The sequence below is a fragment of the Collinsella aerofaciens ATCC 25986 genome (assembly GCF_964237925.1).
Taxonomy (GTDB): domain Bacteria; phylum Actinomycetota; class Coriobacteriia; order Coriobacteriales; family Coriobacteriaceae; genus Collinsella; species Collinsella aerofaciens_BJ.
The window spans coordinates 45,612-61,355 of record NZ_CAXSKI010000004.1; the positions used below are offsets into that span (position 1 = coordinate 45,612).

Consider the following 15,744-nt stretch of genomic DNA (forward strand, 5'->3'; position numbering starts at 1 on the left):
TGACGAGCAAAATCTGCGCGGTTGCAGATGCGTATGCATCGAGCGAGCACTTTTGGGGAACCATGGTCGTATGAATGAGTGGAATGACATAGCGGTTTTGACGCCACCAGGCGATATCGACATCGCCACGGTGCCTGCACTGCGTCGGCGGTTGGATGCTTTGATTGACCGCGGCGTGCGTCGTGTCGTCATCAACTGTCAGGCTGTTAGCTTTATCGATTCGACGGGCTTGGCATTCCTGCTTACGCGCGCTCGTGAGCTCATGAGGCGAGAAGGCCTGCTTTCGCTCGTCAATGCATCAGGCGAAGTTGTTCGCTTTTTGGAGATTGCTCGTCTTGTCGATATCCTTCATGTCGCGGGTCCGGCACGGGAGTCTATTCCCGCCATTCCGGTGGGGGAGCTGCCTCGCTGGAGCAAGAGCGTCGAGGTCCGTCAGGGTATTGAGAATCTTCCATACTACCGACATCGCATCGCCGAACTCCTTGAATCGCTTCCGTTGCGCCGCGACGAGCGCTACGATGTCGCATTGGCGTCGGGGGAGGCGCTGGGTAATGCCTATGACCATGCGGGCGGTATCGGGTGCGTCCTGACGGTTCAGGCCTATGGCGATCGCGTCGTGGTTGAGGTGCTTGATCGAGGTGCTGGCTATTCTATCGATGAAACGAGCGAACCGGTCGCATCTGAGGAGCGCGGCCGTGGTATCAAGCTTATGCGTTTGCTCGTCGATAACGTGGATGTTGCTCGTCGTACAGACGGCGCTGGCACGCGCGTGCAGATGGTGAAGCTGTTTAGCGGAGCGCTGGAATCGTGTGCCTAGCCAATCGCTTTAGCGTGTTTGGCTACCAAGAACATGCGGCCGGCAACTTTTTTGAAAAAAGTACTTGCGTCTTTTGGGCAACTCGCGTAAATTAATAACCCGCAAGCGGACATGGCTCAGTTGGTAGAGCACAACCTTGCCAAGGTTGGGGTCGCGGGTTCGAGCCCCGTTGTCCGCTCCATTGCATTTCCGGACCGTCTCAAGCGGTCCTTTTTGGCGAAGTGGCCAAGTGGTAAGGCAGAGGCCTGCAAAGCCTTTACCCCCGGTTCGAATCCGGGCTTCGCCTCCAGGCAACATCCGGGCGCTCCGGCGCCCGTTTTGTTTTACATATGCGGACATGGCTCAGTTGGTAGAGCACAACCTTGCCAAGGTTGGGGTCGCGGGTTCGAGCCCCGTTGTCCGCTCCAAGCACAACAGCCCGACTACTACGGTAGCCGGGCTTTTTCGTACCCATCGCCTGGGCTCGAACCCGAGAGGGGGCGAGTGTTTTGGGGCGTGGCTGTGGTGTTATTTGCCGCGAATGTTAGCTTTGAGCGTATCATCGTGGACATCTCGCAAAACCTCGTTGCAAGGGAGGCACACCCCATGGCTACAGAAAAGTCCTCTTCTCGCTCATGGATGTCCGATGCCGCGATCTATCAGATCTACCCGCGCTCGTTTAAGGATTCGACTGGTTCGGGTCTGGGCGATATCGCGGGCATTACCCAGCAGATGGACTATCTTGAGCGGCTGGGTATCGAGGCCATCTGGCTGAGCCCGTTTTACCCATCGCCTCTTGTCGATGGTGGCTATGATGTGGCGGACTACTGCGATGTCGATCCACGTCTCGGCTCGCTTGACGACTTCGATGACATGATCGCCGCGGCTCACGCGTGCGGCATCAAGGTCATCGTCGACATCGTGCCCAACCATTCATCCAACCAGCACCCGTGGTTCAAAGCCGCTCTTGCCGCTGGCCCCGGATCGCCCGAGCGCGCTCGTTATATCTTCCGCGATGGTCGTGGCGAGTACGGCGAGTTGCCTCCCACCAATTGGAATGCCAACTTTGGCGGCCCCGCCTGGACGCGTGTCGCGGACGGTCAGTGGTATCTGCACATGTTTACGCCCGAGCAGCCGGACTTTGACTGGTCATGCCCCGAGGTTCACGCGTTCTTTTGCGACGTCCTGACGTTTTGGAGCGATCGAGGCGTCGATGGCTTTCGCATTGATGTGGCGCACGGTCTTGCCAAGGATCTCGACCGCGATGACCTCGACCGGTGGCATCTCGCCGAGGGCGATGACATGGTTGACGACGGCACCCATCCGCTGTGGGACCGCAACGAGGTCCACGAGATCTATCGCGAGTGGCGCCGCGTGTTCGACCGCTATAATCCGCCGCGCAGCGCCGTTGCCGAGGCGTGGGTGCTGCCCGAGCGCCAGTATCTCTACGCGCGTCCCAGCGAGCTTGGCCAGACATTCAACTTTGAGTTCGCCAAGGCCACTTGGACCTATGATGACATACACACTGCAATCGAGAAGGGCTTGAAGGCGGCCATCGAATCCGATTCCGCCTCGACCTGGGTTCTCTCCAACCACGACGTGCCGCGCGTGGCGACACGCTATGCCCTGCCGCAAATCAAGGCGACGCGCTACCACCAGATTGCGCTCGACTGGCTCTTACGCGATGGGTCGTCTTATGACGAGGACCGTGAACTCGGCGAGCGCCGCGCGCGGGCGGCCCTTTTGCTTGAGCTGGCGCTTCCGGGCTCGGCATACGTGTATCAGGGTGAGGAGCTCGGCCTTTTTGAGGTGGCTGACATCCCGTGGGCTGCACTCGAAGATCCTACTGCGACCAATACGCGCGGACCGAAGCGTGAGAAGGGGCGCGACGGCTGCCGTGTGCCCCTGCCGTGGGTGGCGGCGGACGATCCCGCGCAGGGCGGATCGTTTGGGTTTTCGCCGGCGGATGCCGATGCGGCGCCCCATCTGCCGCAGCCTACATGGTTTTCCGATTACGCCGCCGATAGGGAAGAAGCGGACCCGACATCGATGCTTGCGCTCTATCGTGACGCCCTCTGGCTTCGGCGCAAGCTGCGCGGTTGCGCCAACGATTTTGCGTGGCTCGATCTTGACGGGCGCACCGGTCTTGCGGATGGTGCCGAGGGCGCTGAGGGCGGCGTCATCGCCTATCGCCGCGACAACGGCTGGGCGTGTGTGACGAACTTCAGCGCAGCACCCGTGGAGCTGCCGGCGGGCAGGGTCCTGCTCACTTCATCACCGCTTGCAGACGGCAGGCTCGCGCAGGACAGCTCTGCCTGGATCATGCTCGCTGAGTTGTAGGGGGCCTTTTGCGGCGAATTTGCGTTTGCCTACACCTTCCGTGGTGGCTGATGTCTTCGCGAGGTTAGCGAGGGCGTTGGAAAACTTTTCAAAAAAAGTTCTTGCATAGGATGCGGGCATCACGTAAGATTAATCCTCGTAAGCGGACATGGCTCAGTTGGTAGAGCACAACCTTGCCAAGGTTGGGGTCGCGGGTTCGAGCCCCGTTGTCCGCTCCATTTGGGCGTTTAGCTCAGGGGGAGAGCGCTTCCCTGACACGGAAGAGGTCACAAGTTCAAATCTTGTAACGCCCACCACGAATTCGCAGCTCAGAGCATATTCGCTCTGAGCTGTTTTTGTATCTGTCCAAATGGCGTCCAAACAGCTGTCCAAATTCGGTGGGATTCACCGGACGATATGGAATGTCAAGTTATGCATGGACTTGAGTATCGGTGCCCTGAAGTACCGATATAATGCCACCAATATTCCATAATCATCTAACCGTTTCGGCTCATGAGGTTCGGGAGCCGGGCTCTTCAGTTTCTGGTCGTAGGGTAGAATTGCTTGCATGATGGATGATGTTAGGAAACTCACAGCTTGGGGCATGGATGACGGCGTTCATGACGCGCTGCCCCTCAAGCCCATAACGACTCCTGAGCAGCAGATCGATCTGCTCAAGGGCAAGGGCGTCACGTTTGAGCGCTGTGCGGAGGAGCGCGCGCTCGAGATTCTTTCGAATGCCGAGACCTACCTGCACCTCTCCGCCTACCGAGTGCTTTTCCAGCGCCATGAGGACGGCTCCGACGCCGGGAAGTTCGTGAGCCTCGACTTCGGGAATCTCTTGGACGTGAGCTCTCTTGACGACGTTCTTCGCGAGACGTTTCGCCTCATGGCGAAGGATGTCGAGCGCGCGGTCAGGGCATGGCTCGTGTCCGATGCCGCTAAGCGCGGGGAGGATGGCTATGGGATTGTCGCCGACTTCGTGTCCTCCCTACCGCGCGGCTTCCGTGAGGGGCTGAGACGCGATCTCGTATCGCGTTCCCAGGCGGACGAGTACGCGGGGTCGCTGATCGACCACTACCGGGATGCCATGCCTGTATGGGTGCTGCTGGAAGTGGTGCCGTTCGGGACGCTGCTCGCCTTTTACCTCTTTTGCGTTGAGCGCTGGGACGAGGCGGAAAGGCGGGAGATTCACTACGCTCTTAAGGATGTGAAGGCCGTTCGCAACTGCGCGAGCCATGCGGGCTGCCTGTGCAACGGCTTCGTGCCCGAGCGCGAGACGAGGCACGCAACCTCGGGGGTCGTGCTCGAGTGGCTGAACGCCCACGGCATCCGAAACAGCAAGGGCCGTCGAGCCAGATTGCGCAACCGACGTACGCAACAGCTCGTAACCACCGTGGCACTGCATGACATGCTTGCGGGCGAGCATGCCTCCCCGGCGGCGCTTGACGCGGTTGCTGGCCTCCGTCCCCTGATGGACGACGCGATTGCGCGCTATGGGACGCAGAACCCTCTCGTGTCTCATCTTGCGTTTCTTGCAAGGGTTCTTGACGTGGCACGAGGCTGATGCCATGATGTACGCAGATGCAAAAACCTTCGAGGTTTTGTAAGGGCCGGTCCTCTCGGGGACTGGCTCTAGTTGTTGCCTTAATTGATGCTGGATGCCATGCGGTGACTAGAAGAACGACCGGCGGGTGATACGATGAACGGTGACGCGCCCAGCAGTGCAGTCATGTCGGTCAGGAAACTTTCCCATTCCGACCTTCCCGCATTGCTCTCCCTCTGTCTCGGTAACCCGCAATACTACTCATTCCTCGACGAGGAACCGACGATGGACGCTCTTGCTGCCGAAATGACCGAACTACCCCCAGGATGCTCCCTGGATCAAAAGTCTTATCTCGGATTCTTCGATGCCGGCGGGGATCTTTTCGCCGTGCTCGACCTCATCCGGGGATACCCAGCTGAGAGGAGCGCCTTCATCGGGTTCTTCATGGTCGACGCCTCTCGGCAGGGGGCAGGTGTTGGGAGTCTGCTCATCTCGCAGCTTCTGGACCGCCTCCGCGGCGAGGGCGTTTCTCGCGTGCGCCTCGCCTACGTCGAGGGGAACGAGCAGTCACGCCACTTCTGGAGGAAGTGCGGTTTCTTTGAGGCTGGCGCACCGATTGACCAAGGCGAATACAAAGTCGTCCCCATGGAGCGTTCGCTGGCACAGACCATTTCTGCTCCGCCGCACTGCATCTGACTACGACAAGCTCAAGAACTAGCACAACGTTGCGCCGCTTGCCGAGAAATCCCTGCCTCCTGTCGAAAGACAACCAGCTAGTCGAACATTCCTCAGGGGGGGGGTAAGCTGACGGTGGCATCAATCAAATCCGCATGAAGGGACGCTCATGACTGGTCAATCAAGGCGGAAATTCAGCGTCGTCGGCGTTATCGCATTGTTTGCTTGCGTCATCGCCATCGTGTTGATGTTCCTAATCCAAACCTGCGGGTTCAGCAACGGGACTTTCTATTACCGACATTCCGACAACGGCATGTACGATGACGCCACCGCAATCACGGCCCAGGTGGCGAAGAGCTCCCAGGGCTTCCTATCCTTTACCGCCGATTCGGAAAAAGCCTGCGCCGGCACAATCGAATGCCTCGGTTTCGGAGGGCGAAACAACTTGGCGATGATCGATAGCTCCCAGTCGAACCAACCCGCCTCCGTCTCTATCAACCTCTCCTGCACGCAAGGCAGGGCAAAAGTCGTGCTCTACCAAATAGAGAGCGGCGACTACATCACCCTCGCCGAGGGGACAGCGACGTTCAACGATGTCGTGTCGCTACCAGAAGGAACAAGCATTATCGCCCTGATCGGAGATAAGGCAGACGTCGTTTGCGATTTCGATATCGCTGCAAACGAGGAAGTCTCTGCCTCCCTCGCAATGACCGATATATAACGCGGTTTTCCTTCGCATTGCAACCCGGACAGGCCTTCCGTCTAGTAAGCTATACCCATGAATCAAGCAGCCCTCCTATTAATGAGAGCCTCTCAGTAATCCAATCTCTGCATCTCGTAATTTGAGTATCTTAGCCATCATGCACCTTTTGGCTGGGAACGCTTTTAAACCAGCTTGGAGATGGGGGTCACGCCGCGGCTCGCCTCCTCTCCCAGTAGCCCATGTCGTAGCGCGGGGCGGCGAACAGCGCCCTCCTCGTCGTCCGGTAGCGGCCAGAGAGGCACAGGTCGCGCGCGGCCTCGCGCGCGCCGCCCCCGCGCCTGCGCGCCCGCTCGAGCCAGCAGAACCAGGCCAGGTAGAGCGGCAGCCTCCTGGTGGAGACGCCGTTCATCCGGCCGAGGAAGTCCTTGAGCCGGGCGTGCAGGGCGTTCACGCCGGAGAGCGCGGCGTCCGCCTCGTCGCCCGAGTGGTGGGCGAGGTGCTCGGCGTCGACGCCCAGCGCCTCCTCGACGCCGGCGTAGGCCCAGTGCGCGTCGGTGACCAGGACCGACCCGTCGCCGACCCTGCCCGCGAGCATCTCGCGCACGCGCGCCTTCGTCGCCCGCCCGCGGCAGCAGACCTCGGCGAAGACGTCGCCGAGCGAGTTCTCCCCGGCGAGCACGCACACGCGCTCGCCGGAGACGCCGCCCATGGCCTCGCCGCCGTGCCGGTGCGGCGGCCTCGGCATCTCGAACGGGCCGCCGCCCGAGAGCGACTCCGGGACCATGGTGCCGTCGACCTGCGCCTCGATCCCCTCGCCGCAGCGGAAGGGGCCGAGGGCCGCCGACATCGCCTCGCACGCCCTCATGCGCATGAACCACGCCGTGGGCAGGCTCGCCGCGCAGCGCTCCGCGACGACGCGCAGCGGCGCGCCGTCCGCCATGCACGCCGCGAGCTCCTCCCACTGCCACGGCTCGAGCTTCGACCAGCTCACGGGCCCCAGCGTCGAGGCGGTGAAGGAGCGGCCGCAGCCCCGGCAGAGCCACCTCTGGCGGCCGCGCCCGTCCCGGCCGCGGCGGACGACGACGGGGCGGCCGCACCTCGGGCAGCGGCCGACCTCGCGGTCGGCGGCCGCCGCGCGGTCGGCCGCGACCATCCTCCTCAGCTCCTCGGCGGCCTCGACCCTCTCGTCGGCGGTCATGCCGGCCAGCACATGCCTTACAATGTCCCTCACGGGCCCTCCGATCGTCGATTGTTCCTGGCAGAACCATCGTATCGGAGGGCCCGGACACTTAGCGGAGGCCGCCCATCTCCAGAGTGGTTTAAAAGCGTTTGGCTGGGATACTTTGTTGCCGACTAAGGTGTTAGATTGCCCGTACCCCCACTCATTCGCCGTGCCCGTCTCCTCCATCGGCCTCAAGATGGCCTCTGGAGGAGCGCGGGGCCCATGCATGTCCGCCATCTCGTGGGTGTCCTGCGGCAGGACGGGGACGGCCGGGCCGCAGGGCGCACCTGCGCTCCAGCTCGGCCACGAGGGCGTCGTTGTCCCTGACCGAGACGATGGCGTCGCCGTCGTAGGGCGCCTCGATGTAGACACGGTCGAGCGAGTTGGCCGTGCCCGCCAGAAGCGTCCTGGTGCGCCGGACGCCCCGCACGTGGGCGTAGGGAATCGCCGAGCGCGTCCCCGCGTACACGATGACGAAGCGGTCGTCGTAAAGCTCGATGCGGTTGCTGCGGATGGGCAGGGCCGCCAGGGCAACGAAGACCGGAACGAACAGGAGCACGAGCCAGCTCCACGGGAACGAGGGGGCCGTGGCCACGAAGCACGCGACGCACCCCGCCGCGAGACCACCCGCGACGACCGCCATGACGGCAATGAACCACGGATCGTTCCGGCCGGGGAACACCCGATCCGGTCGCACATTCTCTTCAGTCATCGCGACTCCCTTCCAATGCCCTCCTAGCGACTCTCATGCCGCCAGACGAGGAAACTGTAGGCGCCCACGACGAGGGTTGCGACCAGTACCGACGCCATGCCGGCCCAGAACGACACGTCGGGCGCAACGGTTGAGAGCACCGCTGCGACGAGCATCACCGCGCCGGCAACCACGAAGACGGGACCGGCAAAGCGGTGCGTGCGGCGCCAGTTGTCCTCGCTTGCGAGCGTCCAGGGCGTGCGGATGCCAAAGGTGTAGTTGGGCTTGACGCGCGGCAGGTAGTTGCCGAGCGCAATTATGAGGGCGCCGAGCGCGAAGAGGGTTACCGTCGAGACGATCGAACCTCCCTCAGACACGAGGCCGAAGGCGGTGAGCGGCGTCATCCACGCGATGACGACCAGAAGCAGGGTAAGCGCGGCGCTCATACCCAAGTAGACGCCACGGAAACGCTCGAAGTTGCGCCCCTTGGGGTCGAGGCGCGGCACGGCGAGCATGAAGATCGCGACGAGAGCGGGCATGGCCGCCATGAAGATCGTGCCCGCCTTGTCGCCCCAGCCATCGACCGCGCCATCGGCACCCCAGTGCGTGGGCACCGTCTGTGGCATGGCGGGGTAGGCCAGCATCACGTACGCCAACAGGTGCGCCGCCACCACCGCAAAGAGAACGATCCAGAAGATGCGATCGCCGCGCCCAAGCTCAACCTTCATCGCTTGCCTCCGTTTCCGTGAGCCCGAGGAACCATGGGATGAGGCCCTGCAGGACGGTAGTGTCCAGCCGGTAGCTGACGTTCCTGCCCCGGCGCTCCGCCTCCACGAGACCCGCCTCGCGCAGGACCTCGAGGTGATGCGAGAGCGTCGCCTTGTTCTGGGGGAAGTGCTCGCCGATCTCACCCGCCGTCATATCCCGCTCGCCGAGGAGCTCGAGGATGCGGCGGCGCGTGGGATCCGAGAGCGCCTTGAACCCGTCACCGACCATCTCGCCTCCCCTCGCCATGGACCTCTTGCGACGGAGTATGCCCCCGATTGTTCGATGGGTGTCGTACTATTCGATATTTGTCGAACTTTTTTGAAATGATGCTGCGCCGGCGAGCGAAGACGGGTCCCATGGGTCACTCGTGATGTGCCCATAGCTTGTGACTGCTGGTTTTTCGGGTGCGGGGAGATCGCCTTCTCCGGGCTCGACCCCTCGTCTCTCGAGGAGCTCGCCTACACCTTCGGCGGGTGCGGCTCGCTCACGCCGCGCGTACCGGAGGGGTGGACGCGCCGCCACGGGGGCTCGGGACGAGCCCGCCGCGTGCGGCGCGAAGGATAAGCCGATTATCGGTCGTCCAAGAAGAAGATCTCGTCTACGTGAAGTCCCAGCAGCCTTGCGATCTTCATCGCAAGCTCGAGCGTGGGGTTGTACTTGTCGTTCTCGACGGCGATGATTGTCTGGCGGCTCACGCCAAGCTCCCTCGCCATGTCCTCCTGTCGCAGCCCAGCCTGCTTCCTCAGCCGCTTCACTATGTTCCTCATGGCGGCCTAGGCCCTTGCCAGGAGGTAGGTCCCGATCGACAGGACGAGCACGGTGACGACGATTGCGGCCACCACCGTCCGCAGGAGCTTGTTGGGCTCCCGGTACTCCTCGTCCCCGACGACCATCCTCCGCTTCATGGACATCTGGGAGAATCCCTGGACGCACACCGCGAGGCACAGGACCAAGGCGGGCAGGGGGCTGTACTCGGAGCCGTGCGCGAGCGCCTTCCAGCAGTTGAAGAGCGCCCACGCGCTCAGGGACAGCAGGGCGGTTCGATACCCCCGCTCCTCCGCATGAAGCTGGATGCTCCTCTCCATCTCGTCCATCTTCCTCATGTCACTTACCTCCCGTCGCATAGTGGGGCCGGCCTTGCGATTGCTTCTACCTCCCTCCGCTTGTCGAAGTCGGCTTGAAATGTCAAAGCCTCTTTACATTTCTCGTTATACTGCAAGGTAGAAAAATGTCAAGAGTTTTTTACATTGTGAATGACTTTTTCGGGCTGGCGCAAAATGCCGCCCGCCCGGCTTCGGCGCGTCGCTGCATGGCGCATGGGCACTTTCAGAATCTCCTTCCCTGAAACCGTTGCGCGAAGCGACGAGACGCGCCGGCCGCCCCCTCCCGACTGAACAGCTCTCTTCGACGAGGCGATCGCCGCGGACGAGTGGGGTCGCCGGAGCGATGGCGGGGGGGGGGGGGGTGACGGGACGGGGTGCCGGCGCATGGTCGGCACCCCGTCATCTTGTACGGCATGCTCGGCGTCCCAGCGCCCCGCGCGCCATGGGGGACGTTCAGAGTCCCATCATTTCCGCCGAAAACCGGCGGAGCAGGATAAGGCTCCACTACGTTCCGCCGGAAGAACGGGCGGCGCAATCCGGCGAGCCGGGTTCGGGGCGCAGGTGGGGACGCCGTGGGCGCTCCCGGCGCGGCCTAGGTGCCGCGTTTACGTGTCGTTCCCCATGTAGTTGTTGCTCTCGAATAGTCAGGTTGCGGGCGATTACGCGCGGCTCAAAAGCCCTCGGGGGTGTATCCGGTGCGCGCGCCGGCGACCCGTGTGGGGACGCCGCCGCCGGCTCCCGTCCAGACGGGCGGCGCCGCCTCGTTCCGCACCTCGCGATGGCCAAGCGCCTCCTCCATCATGCGCCGCTCGGCCTCGGGGGAGGCCATGCCGAGCATCCCCGCGACGAACGTCTCGGAGACGTCCCGGCTCGGCAGTGCGAGCGCGCGGCCGTCGCGGATGACGAGTGCGCCGGTCTCGCGGCCCGTCCAGCGCATCAGCTCGTCGGGCGCGATGAGCGGCCGGCGGACGACGCCCTCGCTGGTGCCCGTCGAGCCCGAGTTCGTGCCCTTGGTGCGGCTGCGGGACTCGGTGAGCGCCGTGTAGGAGCCGAGGGAGTCCGAGAGCTTGCGTGCGGTATCTATGTTCGAGCAGGAGAGGACGACCTTGTCCTTGAGCAGGTCGAAGATCGTCTCCGCCTCCTCGCGCGTGTACCCGGAGACGCTTTGGAGCTGCAAAAGCGACTGGCAGAACCACAGGATGTGGATGCCCTCGCTGCGCATCTCGCCGAGGTCCTGGATGGTGCGCTCGTTCCTCCCGAGCGACGCCGCCTCGTCGAGTACGAGGACGGTCTCGACGGGGCAGCGCCCGGCGTGGCGCGCGGCGCACACGCGCAGCGCCGAGAGCGACTGAGCCACGAACGTCTGCACGAGGCGCTTGTAGTTGCCCGTCGCGGAGCTCGAGGAGACGAAGAAGGCGGTCGGCTCCTCTCCGATGCGGTCGAGGCCGCACTCGTCCCCGTGGAGCATGGGCGCGACGTTGCCGTCGGCGTACTCCGACAGGTAGGTCGTGAGGGTCGAGACCACGCCCGGCGCGCCTCCCGACTCCCCGTTGATGCCGGAGAGGAACGGCAGCGACGGGTGCCCCGGCGGGAGCTCCGATACGAGGGCGGCGATTCGGTCGAGCGCGGACTCCTGCCCGGAGGGCGCCAGTGCGGCGGCGACCGACATGACGGTCTTCCGCTCCTCGGGGATGTCGTCGTCCATGATGATCCGCAGCGCGATGCCGACGAACAGGTTCCGGGCGTTGTCGGTGAAGAAGGGCTGGCCCTTGAGGGCGGAAGGGACGATGCAGCGCGCCAGCTCGCGGAGCTCGCGGGTGGCCCCGCCGTGCCCCTCATCCCGATACGCGGCCTTCGCCCGCTCCAGTGGGTCGAACCTCGCCGAGGCGGCGGGCGCGTCGAACATCACGTCCACGATGCGGTGGGTGCCCGCGCGCCTGAAATACGGCTCGAGGTAGGCCCTCAACTCGCCCTTGATGTCGTTGATGACGAGGCTCCTCCCCATCAGGAAGTTCGCCATCGCCGAGGGGATGGCGACCCTGCGCGACTTGCCCTCGCCGCTCTCCGCCAGCACGCACGCGTGGACGGAGTCTACCAGCCGGATCTCGCCGCCGAGTGTCCCCACGGCGAGCGTGCCGCCCTCAGGAGGGCGCCCCTCGCGCCAGCCGCGCGTGAGCCGGCGCAGCTCGGAGGGCTTGGAGACGAGCCGCGCGTCGCCGTGTATCGGCGCGCCCGGCGCCCTCCTGCCGCCTACCCACGTGCCGTCGTGGATCCACCTGAGGCGCGAGAGCCGGCTCGCGAGCGCGGTCGCGACTGAGAGGGCGAGCATGGCGAGCGAGGCCAGCAGGAAGGCGTTTCTCTGATCTCCTGACAGGATCGACGGCAGCGCGTCGATGGGGCATTCGAGGTGGATAGATGCCGCCGTCCCGGTGGGCGGGGCCGCAGTCGAGGGCGACATGAGGTACAGCGCCGCGCCTGCAGCGTTGGCGACGAACTCCGTGAGCCATTTCCATGTGGCGGGGAGCGCCGTGAGGTCGATGGCGAGTCCGACCGCCACGCCGAGGAGCGTCGCCTTGGAGACGCTTGCGCCGCCTTTTCCGTTGAAGCTCTTCTCCCTGTTCATATCCTCATTCCCCTCTCTATTCCGTTCGTCAGGCGGACGGTTCTCTCGCCCGTGCTCATCGCCGCCCGCAACGCGGCGAGCGCCGCTCTGGTGAGGATTCGCAGGGCCTCTTTGCCCGCCTCGTCGCCGAGGTCCCTCCGGCCGCCCGAGGTTGCGGCATCCTCGATGACCGCGAGTGCGGCCCGCGCGGCGTCGGCCGGAGCGCGCCGGACGGCCGCGAGGTAGGTGGGACACGCCCTGAGCGCGCCAGCGGGGACGGGGCGGCGCTCGCGGACGGCTGCGGCCGCCTCTGCCATCTCCCTATGGGGCACGCACGCCGCGACCTCGCACCTCACGCACCTCTCGCGCTGCCTCCGCGTCGCGGGGCCGTTCTGCGGGGCGGGCGCGTGCATGGGAGCCGCCTCGGGTGCCTCGGTGCGGTCGGGTGCGATGGTGCGGAGCAGGGCGTTCGCCCTGCGGGCCGTCAGGTCCCGCATCGCGTCGCCGACGTAGCGGTCGCGCTCGCCGCCCCCGAGCCCCTTGAGGTCGGCGCAGTGCTCGACCGCCGCGCGGTACCGCTCCCCGGCGTCCCTGATTGCGGGACACCTCTCGGCGGCGCGGGACAGCTCCTCGCGTACCCCGCCCGCCGTCTCGGGGTGCCAGCAGCGGAGGTGCGCGTAGCTGATGCGACCGGTGGGCGGGAGCGTCACGCGCACCTCTTCTGCTGGGACGCGGCGCACGGCTTCCACGGCGAGGGACCGCGCGATGTCGCGCTCGCGGAGCGCGGCCTCCATGGCCGGGGCGAGTGCCGCGTCCGTGAGCATCGCGCGGGCGCGCTCGAGCCGCTGCTTGGGCATCACGGATGAGAACGAGCCGTCCGAGGACCACGAGATGACATGAACGTGCTTCGAGTTCTCCGCGTTCTCGTGCTCGGCGGCGACCCAGCGGACCGACGACTCGGGCACGCCCATCGCGGCGGCGAGGGCGGGGGTCAGCTCGCGGCGGCACCAGCGCTGCCACTCCTCCTTGCAGCCGAGGGCCAGCTCGTCGGCCTCCTCGCGCCGGACGCTGACGACCCACGTCGCGACCGCGCCCTCGGCGGCCGCGAGCCGCGTTCGCGCCTCGTGCAGGGGCACCTGGCCGTCCTGGTCGAACAGAGAGGTCGAGCCGGGGCGCTCGGCGTAGTAGCCCGCGAGCGCCATCCGCTCCGCGAGCTCGGCACGGCGGAGGTCGCTCGGGGTCGCGGACATATCCGCCCCCGGCCTCGTCGCGATGTAGCCGACGGTGCCCGTGGCGACGGCCGCGCGGCCCTTCGAGCCGGGGAGGTGGACGCGGGCGTTCACGAAGAGGCTACTCCTTCCCACGGCGCACACGCTCCCTCGCCTCCCCAAGGGAGTAGCCTGCCTGCATCAGGCCCGCCTGCTTGTCGTATGCGGCGTATATGTCGGCGGCGCTGACGCCCTCAAGCCCCTCGAAGGTGCCCTTCTCGATCTCGACCGACGCGATCGCGGCGACGATGGAGGCTCGGGTGGCGCGGTGGACCACGCGCGCGATGCGATCCTCCTGCTCGGCGTTGCGCCGCTCGAGCGACTCGTCGATCTGGTCGAGCAGCGGCTGCACGACGCCGCGCAGGTAGGTTCCCAATTCGGTGCTGTAGAGCGAGAGGCCGTCGGCGGCGAGGCCGCCCGCGATGAGCTCGCGGGCGGCGGCGCTGTCGGAGATGCCCCTCGACGTGCCGTAGGCGTTGAGGCGGCGGTAGGTCTGCTGGTCGAGCCGGAGGCTCATGACCTTCGTCTTTTCACTCATCTATTCTCCTTGAGGTTGCGGTTGTGATAACGGTTCCTTGCGAGCGCCTCGATGCGGAGATCCTGGCGCTCGAGCTCTCGCTCGATGGCAAGCAGGCGCAGTCTGAGCCCGCGCTCGTCGAGCTCCTCGTCCAGGCGGTGCTCACGCAGCGCTACGTTGAGCTTGAGGCGCGTGAGCGGGAGGTTGTCCAACACACTCATCGGCTTCCCCTTCCGGTGACGGAGTGACGGTCTGCAGACGCCCCGGGGAGGGGCGAGACCGCCACTCCGTCACCGCTTGCTGCGTCGTGCGCCCTTCCCAGAGAGACGACGGTCCCACGGTTGGTCCGCCGCCACGCGATAGAGATGCCGATTGCGCCGAGGGCGTCCGCGTTGTCGCGGAGCTGCTGCGACAGGGCGCGCTCGGTGATATCGGGAACGCCGATGGTCTCCAGGAGCTCCTTGCAGGTGCCGCTCCAGGAGTCGCGGGGCCCCATGAGGTCGGTGACCCGCTTGACTGCAACGGGCAGCGTCCGTACGGCGCGCTCGCGCACGGTCCCCTCGTCTGCGAGCTCCCAGTTCCCGCCGTTGAACGCGAGGTCGTACTCGCGCTCCTCGAACTCGCGGCCTTTGACCAAGAGTTTGGTCTCCTCGCCGGCGCGGGAGAGGACCATCATCGTGTCCGCCACGCCGGTGATCCCCGACGTCCCGGAGATCCTGTCGTACTCCGTCCCCGCCTCGGATTTGCGCGTGTGGTGGAGGAGCAGGATGGCGATGCCGTGCTCGTCGGCGTACTCCTTCATCAGGCCGAGGTCCTCGTAGTCGGCGTTATATCCGACATCTCCCGCGCGGTGTCGGACCTTCTGGAGGGTGTCTATCACCACGACGCGAATGTCGGGGAACGTCGCCAGCTGGGAGTCGAGCTCGTTGAAGAGCGCCCCGGGTAGGCCGTCTGACGACGTCGCGAAGTGCAGCCGGTCTGTCTTGTCGTAGGGGAGAGCCGCGAGGCGGTCCTTGATTCGGTCGAGGGTGTCCTCCAGGGCGAGGACGAGGACGCCGCACTGGACGGGCGGGAGGCCGAGGAAGCTCACCCCGAGCGCCAGGCAGAGGCCGAGCTTGATGGACATGAAGGACTTCCCGTCCTTGGGGCGCGACGCCAAGATGGTGAGCCCGACGTAGAGAAGGCCGGGGATGATCGCCCGGCTGACGCTAAACTCCATGGACATGAGGGCGGCGGCGTCGATGGACTCGCCCGGCGGCAGCAAACGCCTAGATGCGGCCATAGCGCCTCAGCCTCTCCTCGACCTCGGAGCGGCGAGCGCGGACGCAGCCGCCAATGCGGATGGTGTCAAGGCGCTTGAATGCCTGGTAAGCGGTCGAGCGCCCGACGTGGTACTCGGCGGCAAGCTGTTTCGCCGTGATCCACTCCTCGCGGGTGTCCGACGACTTCCTTCCCCGCACGCCCCCGCACTCAGGAGATGTGCCGATGCTGTGCCTCATATAGTCCTCCTTGTTCGAGTCGTCCCGGTTTTCCC

General features: G+C 65.0%; 17 protein-coding genes and 5 tRNA genes. 10 read left to right on the forward strand and 12 right to left on the reverse strand.

Features of this window, described 5'->3' with window-relative positions; all coding sequences use genetic code 11:
• The first annotated feature begins 70 nt into the window (after positions 1–70).
• From ACESWY_RS02805 to ACESWY_RS02850, 10 genes are all read left to right on the forward strand, one after another.
• Positions 71–817: an anti-sigma factor antagonist gene (locus ACESWY_RS02805; protein ID WP_271747262.1), complete on the forward strand. Its 747-nt coding sequence runs from the start codon at positions 71–73 to the stop codon at positions 815–817.
• A 105-nt stretch (positions 818–922) separates the two neighbouring features.
• Positions 923–998 (forward strand) — tRNA-Gly (locus ACESWY_RS02810).
• A 34-nt stretch (positions 999–1,032) separates the two neighbouring features.
• Positions 1,033–1,106: transfer RNA gene (locus ACESWY_RS02815), tRNA-Cys, on the forward strand.
• A 42-nt stretch (positions 1,107–1,148) separates the two neighbouring features.
• Positions 1,149–1,224: transfer RNA gene (locus ACESWY_RS02820), tRNA-Gly, on the forward strand.
• Between the two features lie 178 nt (positions 1,225–1,402).
• Positions 1,403–3,136 (forward strand): glycoside hydrolase family 13 protein, encoded by a 1,734-nt coding sequence (locus ACESWY_RS02825; protein ID WP_373093937.1) that lies wholly within the window; start codon positions 1,403–1,405, stop codon positions 3,134–3,136.
• A gap of 142 nt (positions 3,137–3,278) precedes the next feature.
• Positions 3,279–3,354, forward strand: a tRNA-Gly gene (locus tag ACESWY_RS02830).
• Positions 3,355–3,357: 3 nt separating this feature from the next.
• Positions 3,358–3,432: transfer RNA gene (locus ACESWY_RS02835), tRNA-Val, on the forward strand.
• A 251-nt stretch (positions 3,433–3,683) separates the two neighbouring features.
• A complete protein-coding gene (locus tag ACESWY_RS02840) occupies positions 3,684–4,682 on the forward strand; it encodes an Abi family protein (RefSeq protein ID WP_373093935.1) in 999 nt (332 codons plus the stop codon).
• A gap of 165 nt (positions 4,683–4,847) precedes the next feature.
• Positions 4,848–5,357, forward strand: a complete 510-nt coding sequence (locus ACESWY_RS02845; RefSeq protein ID WP_373093933.1) for a GNAT family N-acetyltransferase — start codon at positions 4,848–4,850, stop codon at positions 5,355–5,357.
• Between the two features lie 148 nt (positions 5,358–5,505).
• A complete protein-coding gene (locus tag ACESWY_RS02850) occupies positions 5,506–6,057 on the forward strand; it encodes a hypothetical protein (protein WP_373093931.1) in 552 nt (183 codons plus the stop codon).
• A gap of 187 nt (positions 6,058–6,244) precedes the next feature.
• On the opposite strand, the gene ACESWY_RS02855 is transcribed toward ACESWY_RS02850, so the two are convergent.
• The 12 genes from ACESWY_RS02855 to ACESWY_RS02910 all read right to left on the reverse strand — a co-directional run bounded on the left by ACESWY_RS02855 (position 6,245) and on the right by ACESWY_RS02910 (position 15,709).
• The gene (locus tag ACESWY_RS02855; protein WP_373093929.1) at positions 6,245–7,237 is read right to left on the reverse strand and encodes an IS1595 family transposase; all 993 of its coding nucleotides are present in this window, start codon (positions 7,235–7,237) and stop codon (positions 6,245–6,247) included.
• Between the two features lie 184 nt (positions 7,238–7,421).
• Positions 7,422–7,973 carry a PH domain-containing protein gene (locus ACESWY_RS02860; protein WP_373093927.1) on the reverse strand — a complete coding sequence of 184 codons (552 nt, stop codon included), beginning with the start codon at positions 7,971–7,973 and terminating at the stop codon, positions 7,422–7,424.
• A gap of 23 nt (positions 7,974–7,996) precedes the next feature.
• A complete protein-coding gene (locus ACESWY_RS02865) occupies positions 7,997–8,680 on the reverse strand; it encodes an SdpI family protein (protein WP_373093925.1) in 684 nt (227 codons plus the stop codon).
• On the reverse strand, positions 8,670–8,966 hold the full coding sequence (locus tag ACESWY_RS02870; protein WP_373093923.1) for an autorepressor SdpR family transcription factor: 297 nt from the start codon (positions 8,964–8,966) through the stop codon (positions 8,670–8,672). The genes ACESWY_RS02865 and ACESWY_RS02870 overlap by 11 nt, the downstream gene beginning before the upstream one ends.
• A 323-nt stretch (positions 8,967–9,289) precedes the next feature.
• Positions 9,290–9,487 (reverse strand): helix-turn-helix transcriptional regulator, encoded by a 198-nt coding sequence (locus tag ACESWY_RS02875; protein ID WP_373093921.1) that lies wholly within the window; start codon positions 9,485–9,487, stop codon positions 9,290–9,292.
• A gap of 6 nt (positions 9,488–9,493) precedes the next feature.
• On the reverse strand, positions 9,494–9,823 hold the full coding sequence (locus ACESWY_RS02880; protein ID WP_373093919.1) for a hypothetical protein: 330 nt from the start codon (positions 9,821–9,823) through the stop codon (positions 9,494–9,496).
• Positions 9,824–10,493: 670 nt separating this feature from the next.
• Positions 10,494–12,446 carry a type IV secretory system conjugative DNA transfer family protein gene (locus tag ACESWY_RS02885; protein ID WP_373094291.1) on the reverse strand — a complete coding sequence of 651 codons (1,953 nt, stop codon included), beginning with the start codon at positions 12,444–12,446 and terminating at the stop codon, positions 10,494–10,496.
• On the reverse strand, positions 12,443–13,768 hold the full coding sequence (locus ACESWY_RS02890) for a hypothetical protein (protein WP_373094292.1): 1,326 nt from the start codon (positions 13,766–13,768) through the stop codon (positions 12,443–12,445). Before ACESWY_RS02890 ends, ACESWY_RS02885 begins: the two co-directional genes overlap by 4 nt.
• A gap of 7 nt (positions 13,769–13,775) precedes the next feature.
• A complete protein-coding gene (locus ACESWY_RS02895; RefSeq protein ID WP_373094293.1) occupies positions 13,776–14,231 on the reverse strand; it encodes a hypothetical protein in 456 nt (151 codons plus the stop codon).
• Positions 14,228–14,431: a hypothetical protein gene (locus ACESWY_RS02900; protein ID WP_373094294.1), complete on the reverse strand. Its 204-nt coding sequence runs from the start codon at positions 14,429–14,431 to the stop codon at positions 14,228–14,230. Before ACESWY_RS02900 ends, ACESWY_RS02895 begins: the two co-directional genes overlap by 4 nt.
• Complete coding sequence (locus ACESWY_RS02905) at positions 14,428–15,492, reverse strand: AAA family ATPase (RefSeq protein WP_373094295.1); 1,065 nt, start codon at positions 15,490–15,492, stop codon at positions 14,428–14,430. Before ACESWY_RS02905 ends, ACESWY_RS02900 begins: the two co-directional genes overlap by 4 nt.
• On the reverse strand, positions 15,479–15,709 hold the full coding sequence (locus tag ACESWY_RS02910) for a hypothetical protein (protein ID WP_373094296.1): 231 nt from the start codon (positions 15,707–15,709) through the stop codon (positions 15,479–15,481). The genes ACESWY_RS02905 and ACESWY_RS02910 overlap by 14 nt, the downstream gene beginning before the upstream one ends.
• Between the last annotated feature and the right edge of the window lie 35 nt (positions 15,710–15,744).

What these genes read in the sequence shown, in the direction of transcription:
- ACESWY_RS02805 (WP_271747262.1), top strand. Translation starts at nt 71, where the DNA reads ATGAATGAGTGGAATGACATAGCGGTTTTGACGCCACCAGGCGATATC.
- ACESWY_RS02880 (WP_373093919.1), bottom strand. Translation starts at nt 9,823, where the DNA reads ATGAGGAAGATGGACGAGATGGAGAGGAGCATCCAGCTTCATGCGGAG.
- ACESWY_RS02850 (WP_373093931.1), top strand. Translation starts at nt 5,506, where the DNA reads ATGACTGGTCAATCAAGGCGGAAATTCAGCGTCGTCGGCGTTATCGCA.
- ACESWY_RS02840 (WP_373093935.1), top strand. Translation starts at nt 3,684, where the DNA reads ATGATGGATGATGTTAGGAAACTCACAGCTTGGGGCATGGATGACGGC.
- ACESWY_RS02870 (WP_373093923.1), bottom strand. Translation starts at nt 8,966, where the DNA reads ATGGCGAGGGGAGGCGAGATGGTCGGTGACGGGTTCAAGGCGCTCTCG.
- ACESWY_RS02860 (WP_373093927.1), bottom strand. Translation starts at nt 7,973, where the DNA reads ATGACTGAAGAGAATGTGCGACCGGATCGGGTGTTCCCCGGCCGGAAC.
- ACESWY_RS02905 (WP_373094295.1), bottom strand. Translation starts at nt 15,492, where the DNA reads ATGGCCGCATCTAGGCGTTTGCTGCCGCCGGGCGAGTCCATCGACGCC.
- ACESWY_RS02875 (WP_373093921.1), bottom strand. Translation starts at nt 9,487, where the DNA reads ATGAGGAACATAGTGAAGCGGCTGAGGAAGCAGGCTGGGCTGCGACAG.
- ACESWY_RS02855 (WP_373093929.1), bottom strand. Translation starts at nt 7,237, where the DNA reads ATGACCGCCGACGAGAGGGTCGAGGCCGCCGAGGAGCTGAGGAGGATG.
- ACESWY_RS02900 (WP_373094294.1), bottom strand. Translation starts at nt 14,431, where the DNA reads ATGAGTGTGTTGGACAACCTCCCGCTCACGCGCCTCAAGCTCAACGTA.
- ACESWY_RS02865 (WP_373093925.1), bottom strand. Translation starts at nt 8,680, where the DNA reads ATGAAGGTTGAGCTTGGGCGCGGCGATCGCATCTTCTGGATCGTTCTC.
- ACESWY_RS02825 (WP_373093937.1), top strand. Translation starts at nt 1,403, where the DNA reads ATGGCTACAGAAAAGTCCTCTTCTCGCTCATGGATGTCCGATGCCGCG.
- ACESWY_RS02895 (WP_373094293.1), bottom strand. Translation starts at nt 14,231, where the DNA reads ATGAGTGAAAAGACGAAGGTCATGAGCCTCCGGCTCGACCAGCAGACC.
- ACESWY_RS02910 (WP_373094296.1), bottom strand. Translation starts at nt 15,709, where the DNA reads ATGAGGCACAGCATCGGCACATCTCCTGAGTGCGGGGGCGTGCGGGGA.
- ACESWY_RS02845 (WP_373093933.1), top strand. Translation starts at nt 4,848, where the DNA reads ATGTCGGTCAGGAAACTTTCCCATTCCGACCTTCCCGCATTGCTCTCC.
- ACESWY_RS02885 (WP_373094291.1), bottom strand. Translation starts at nt 12,446, where the DNA reads ATGAACAGGGAGAAGAGCTTCAACGGAAAAGGCGGCGCAAGCGTCTCC.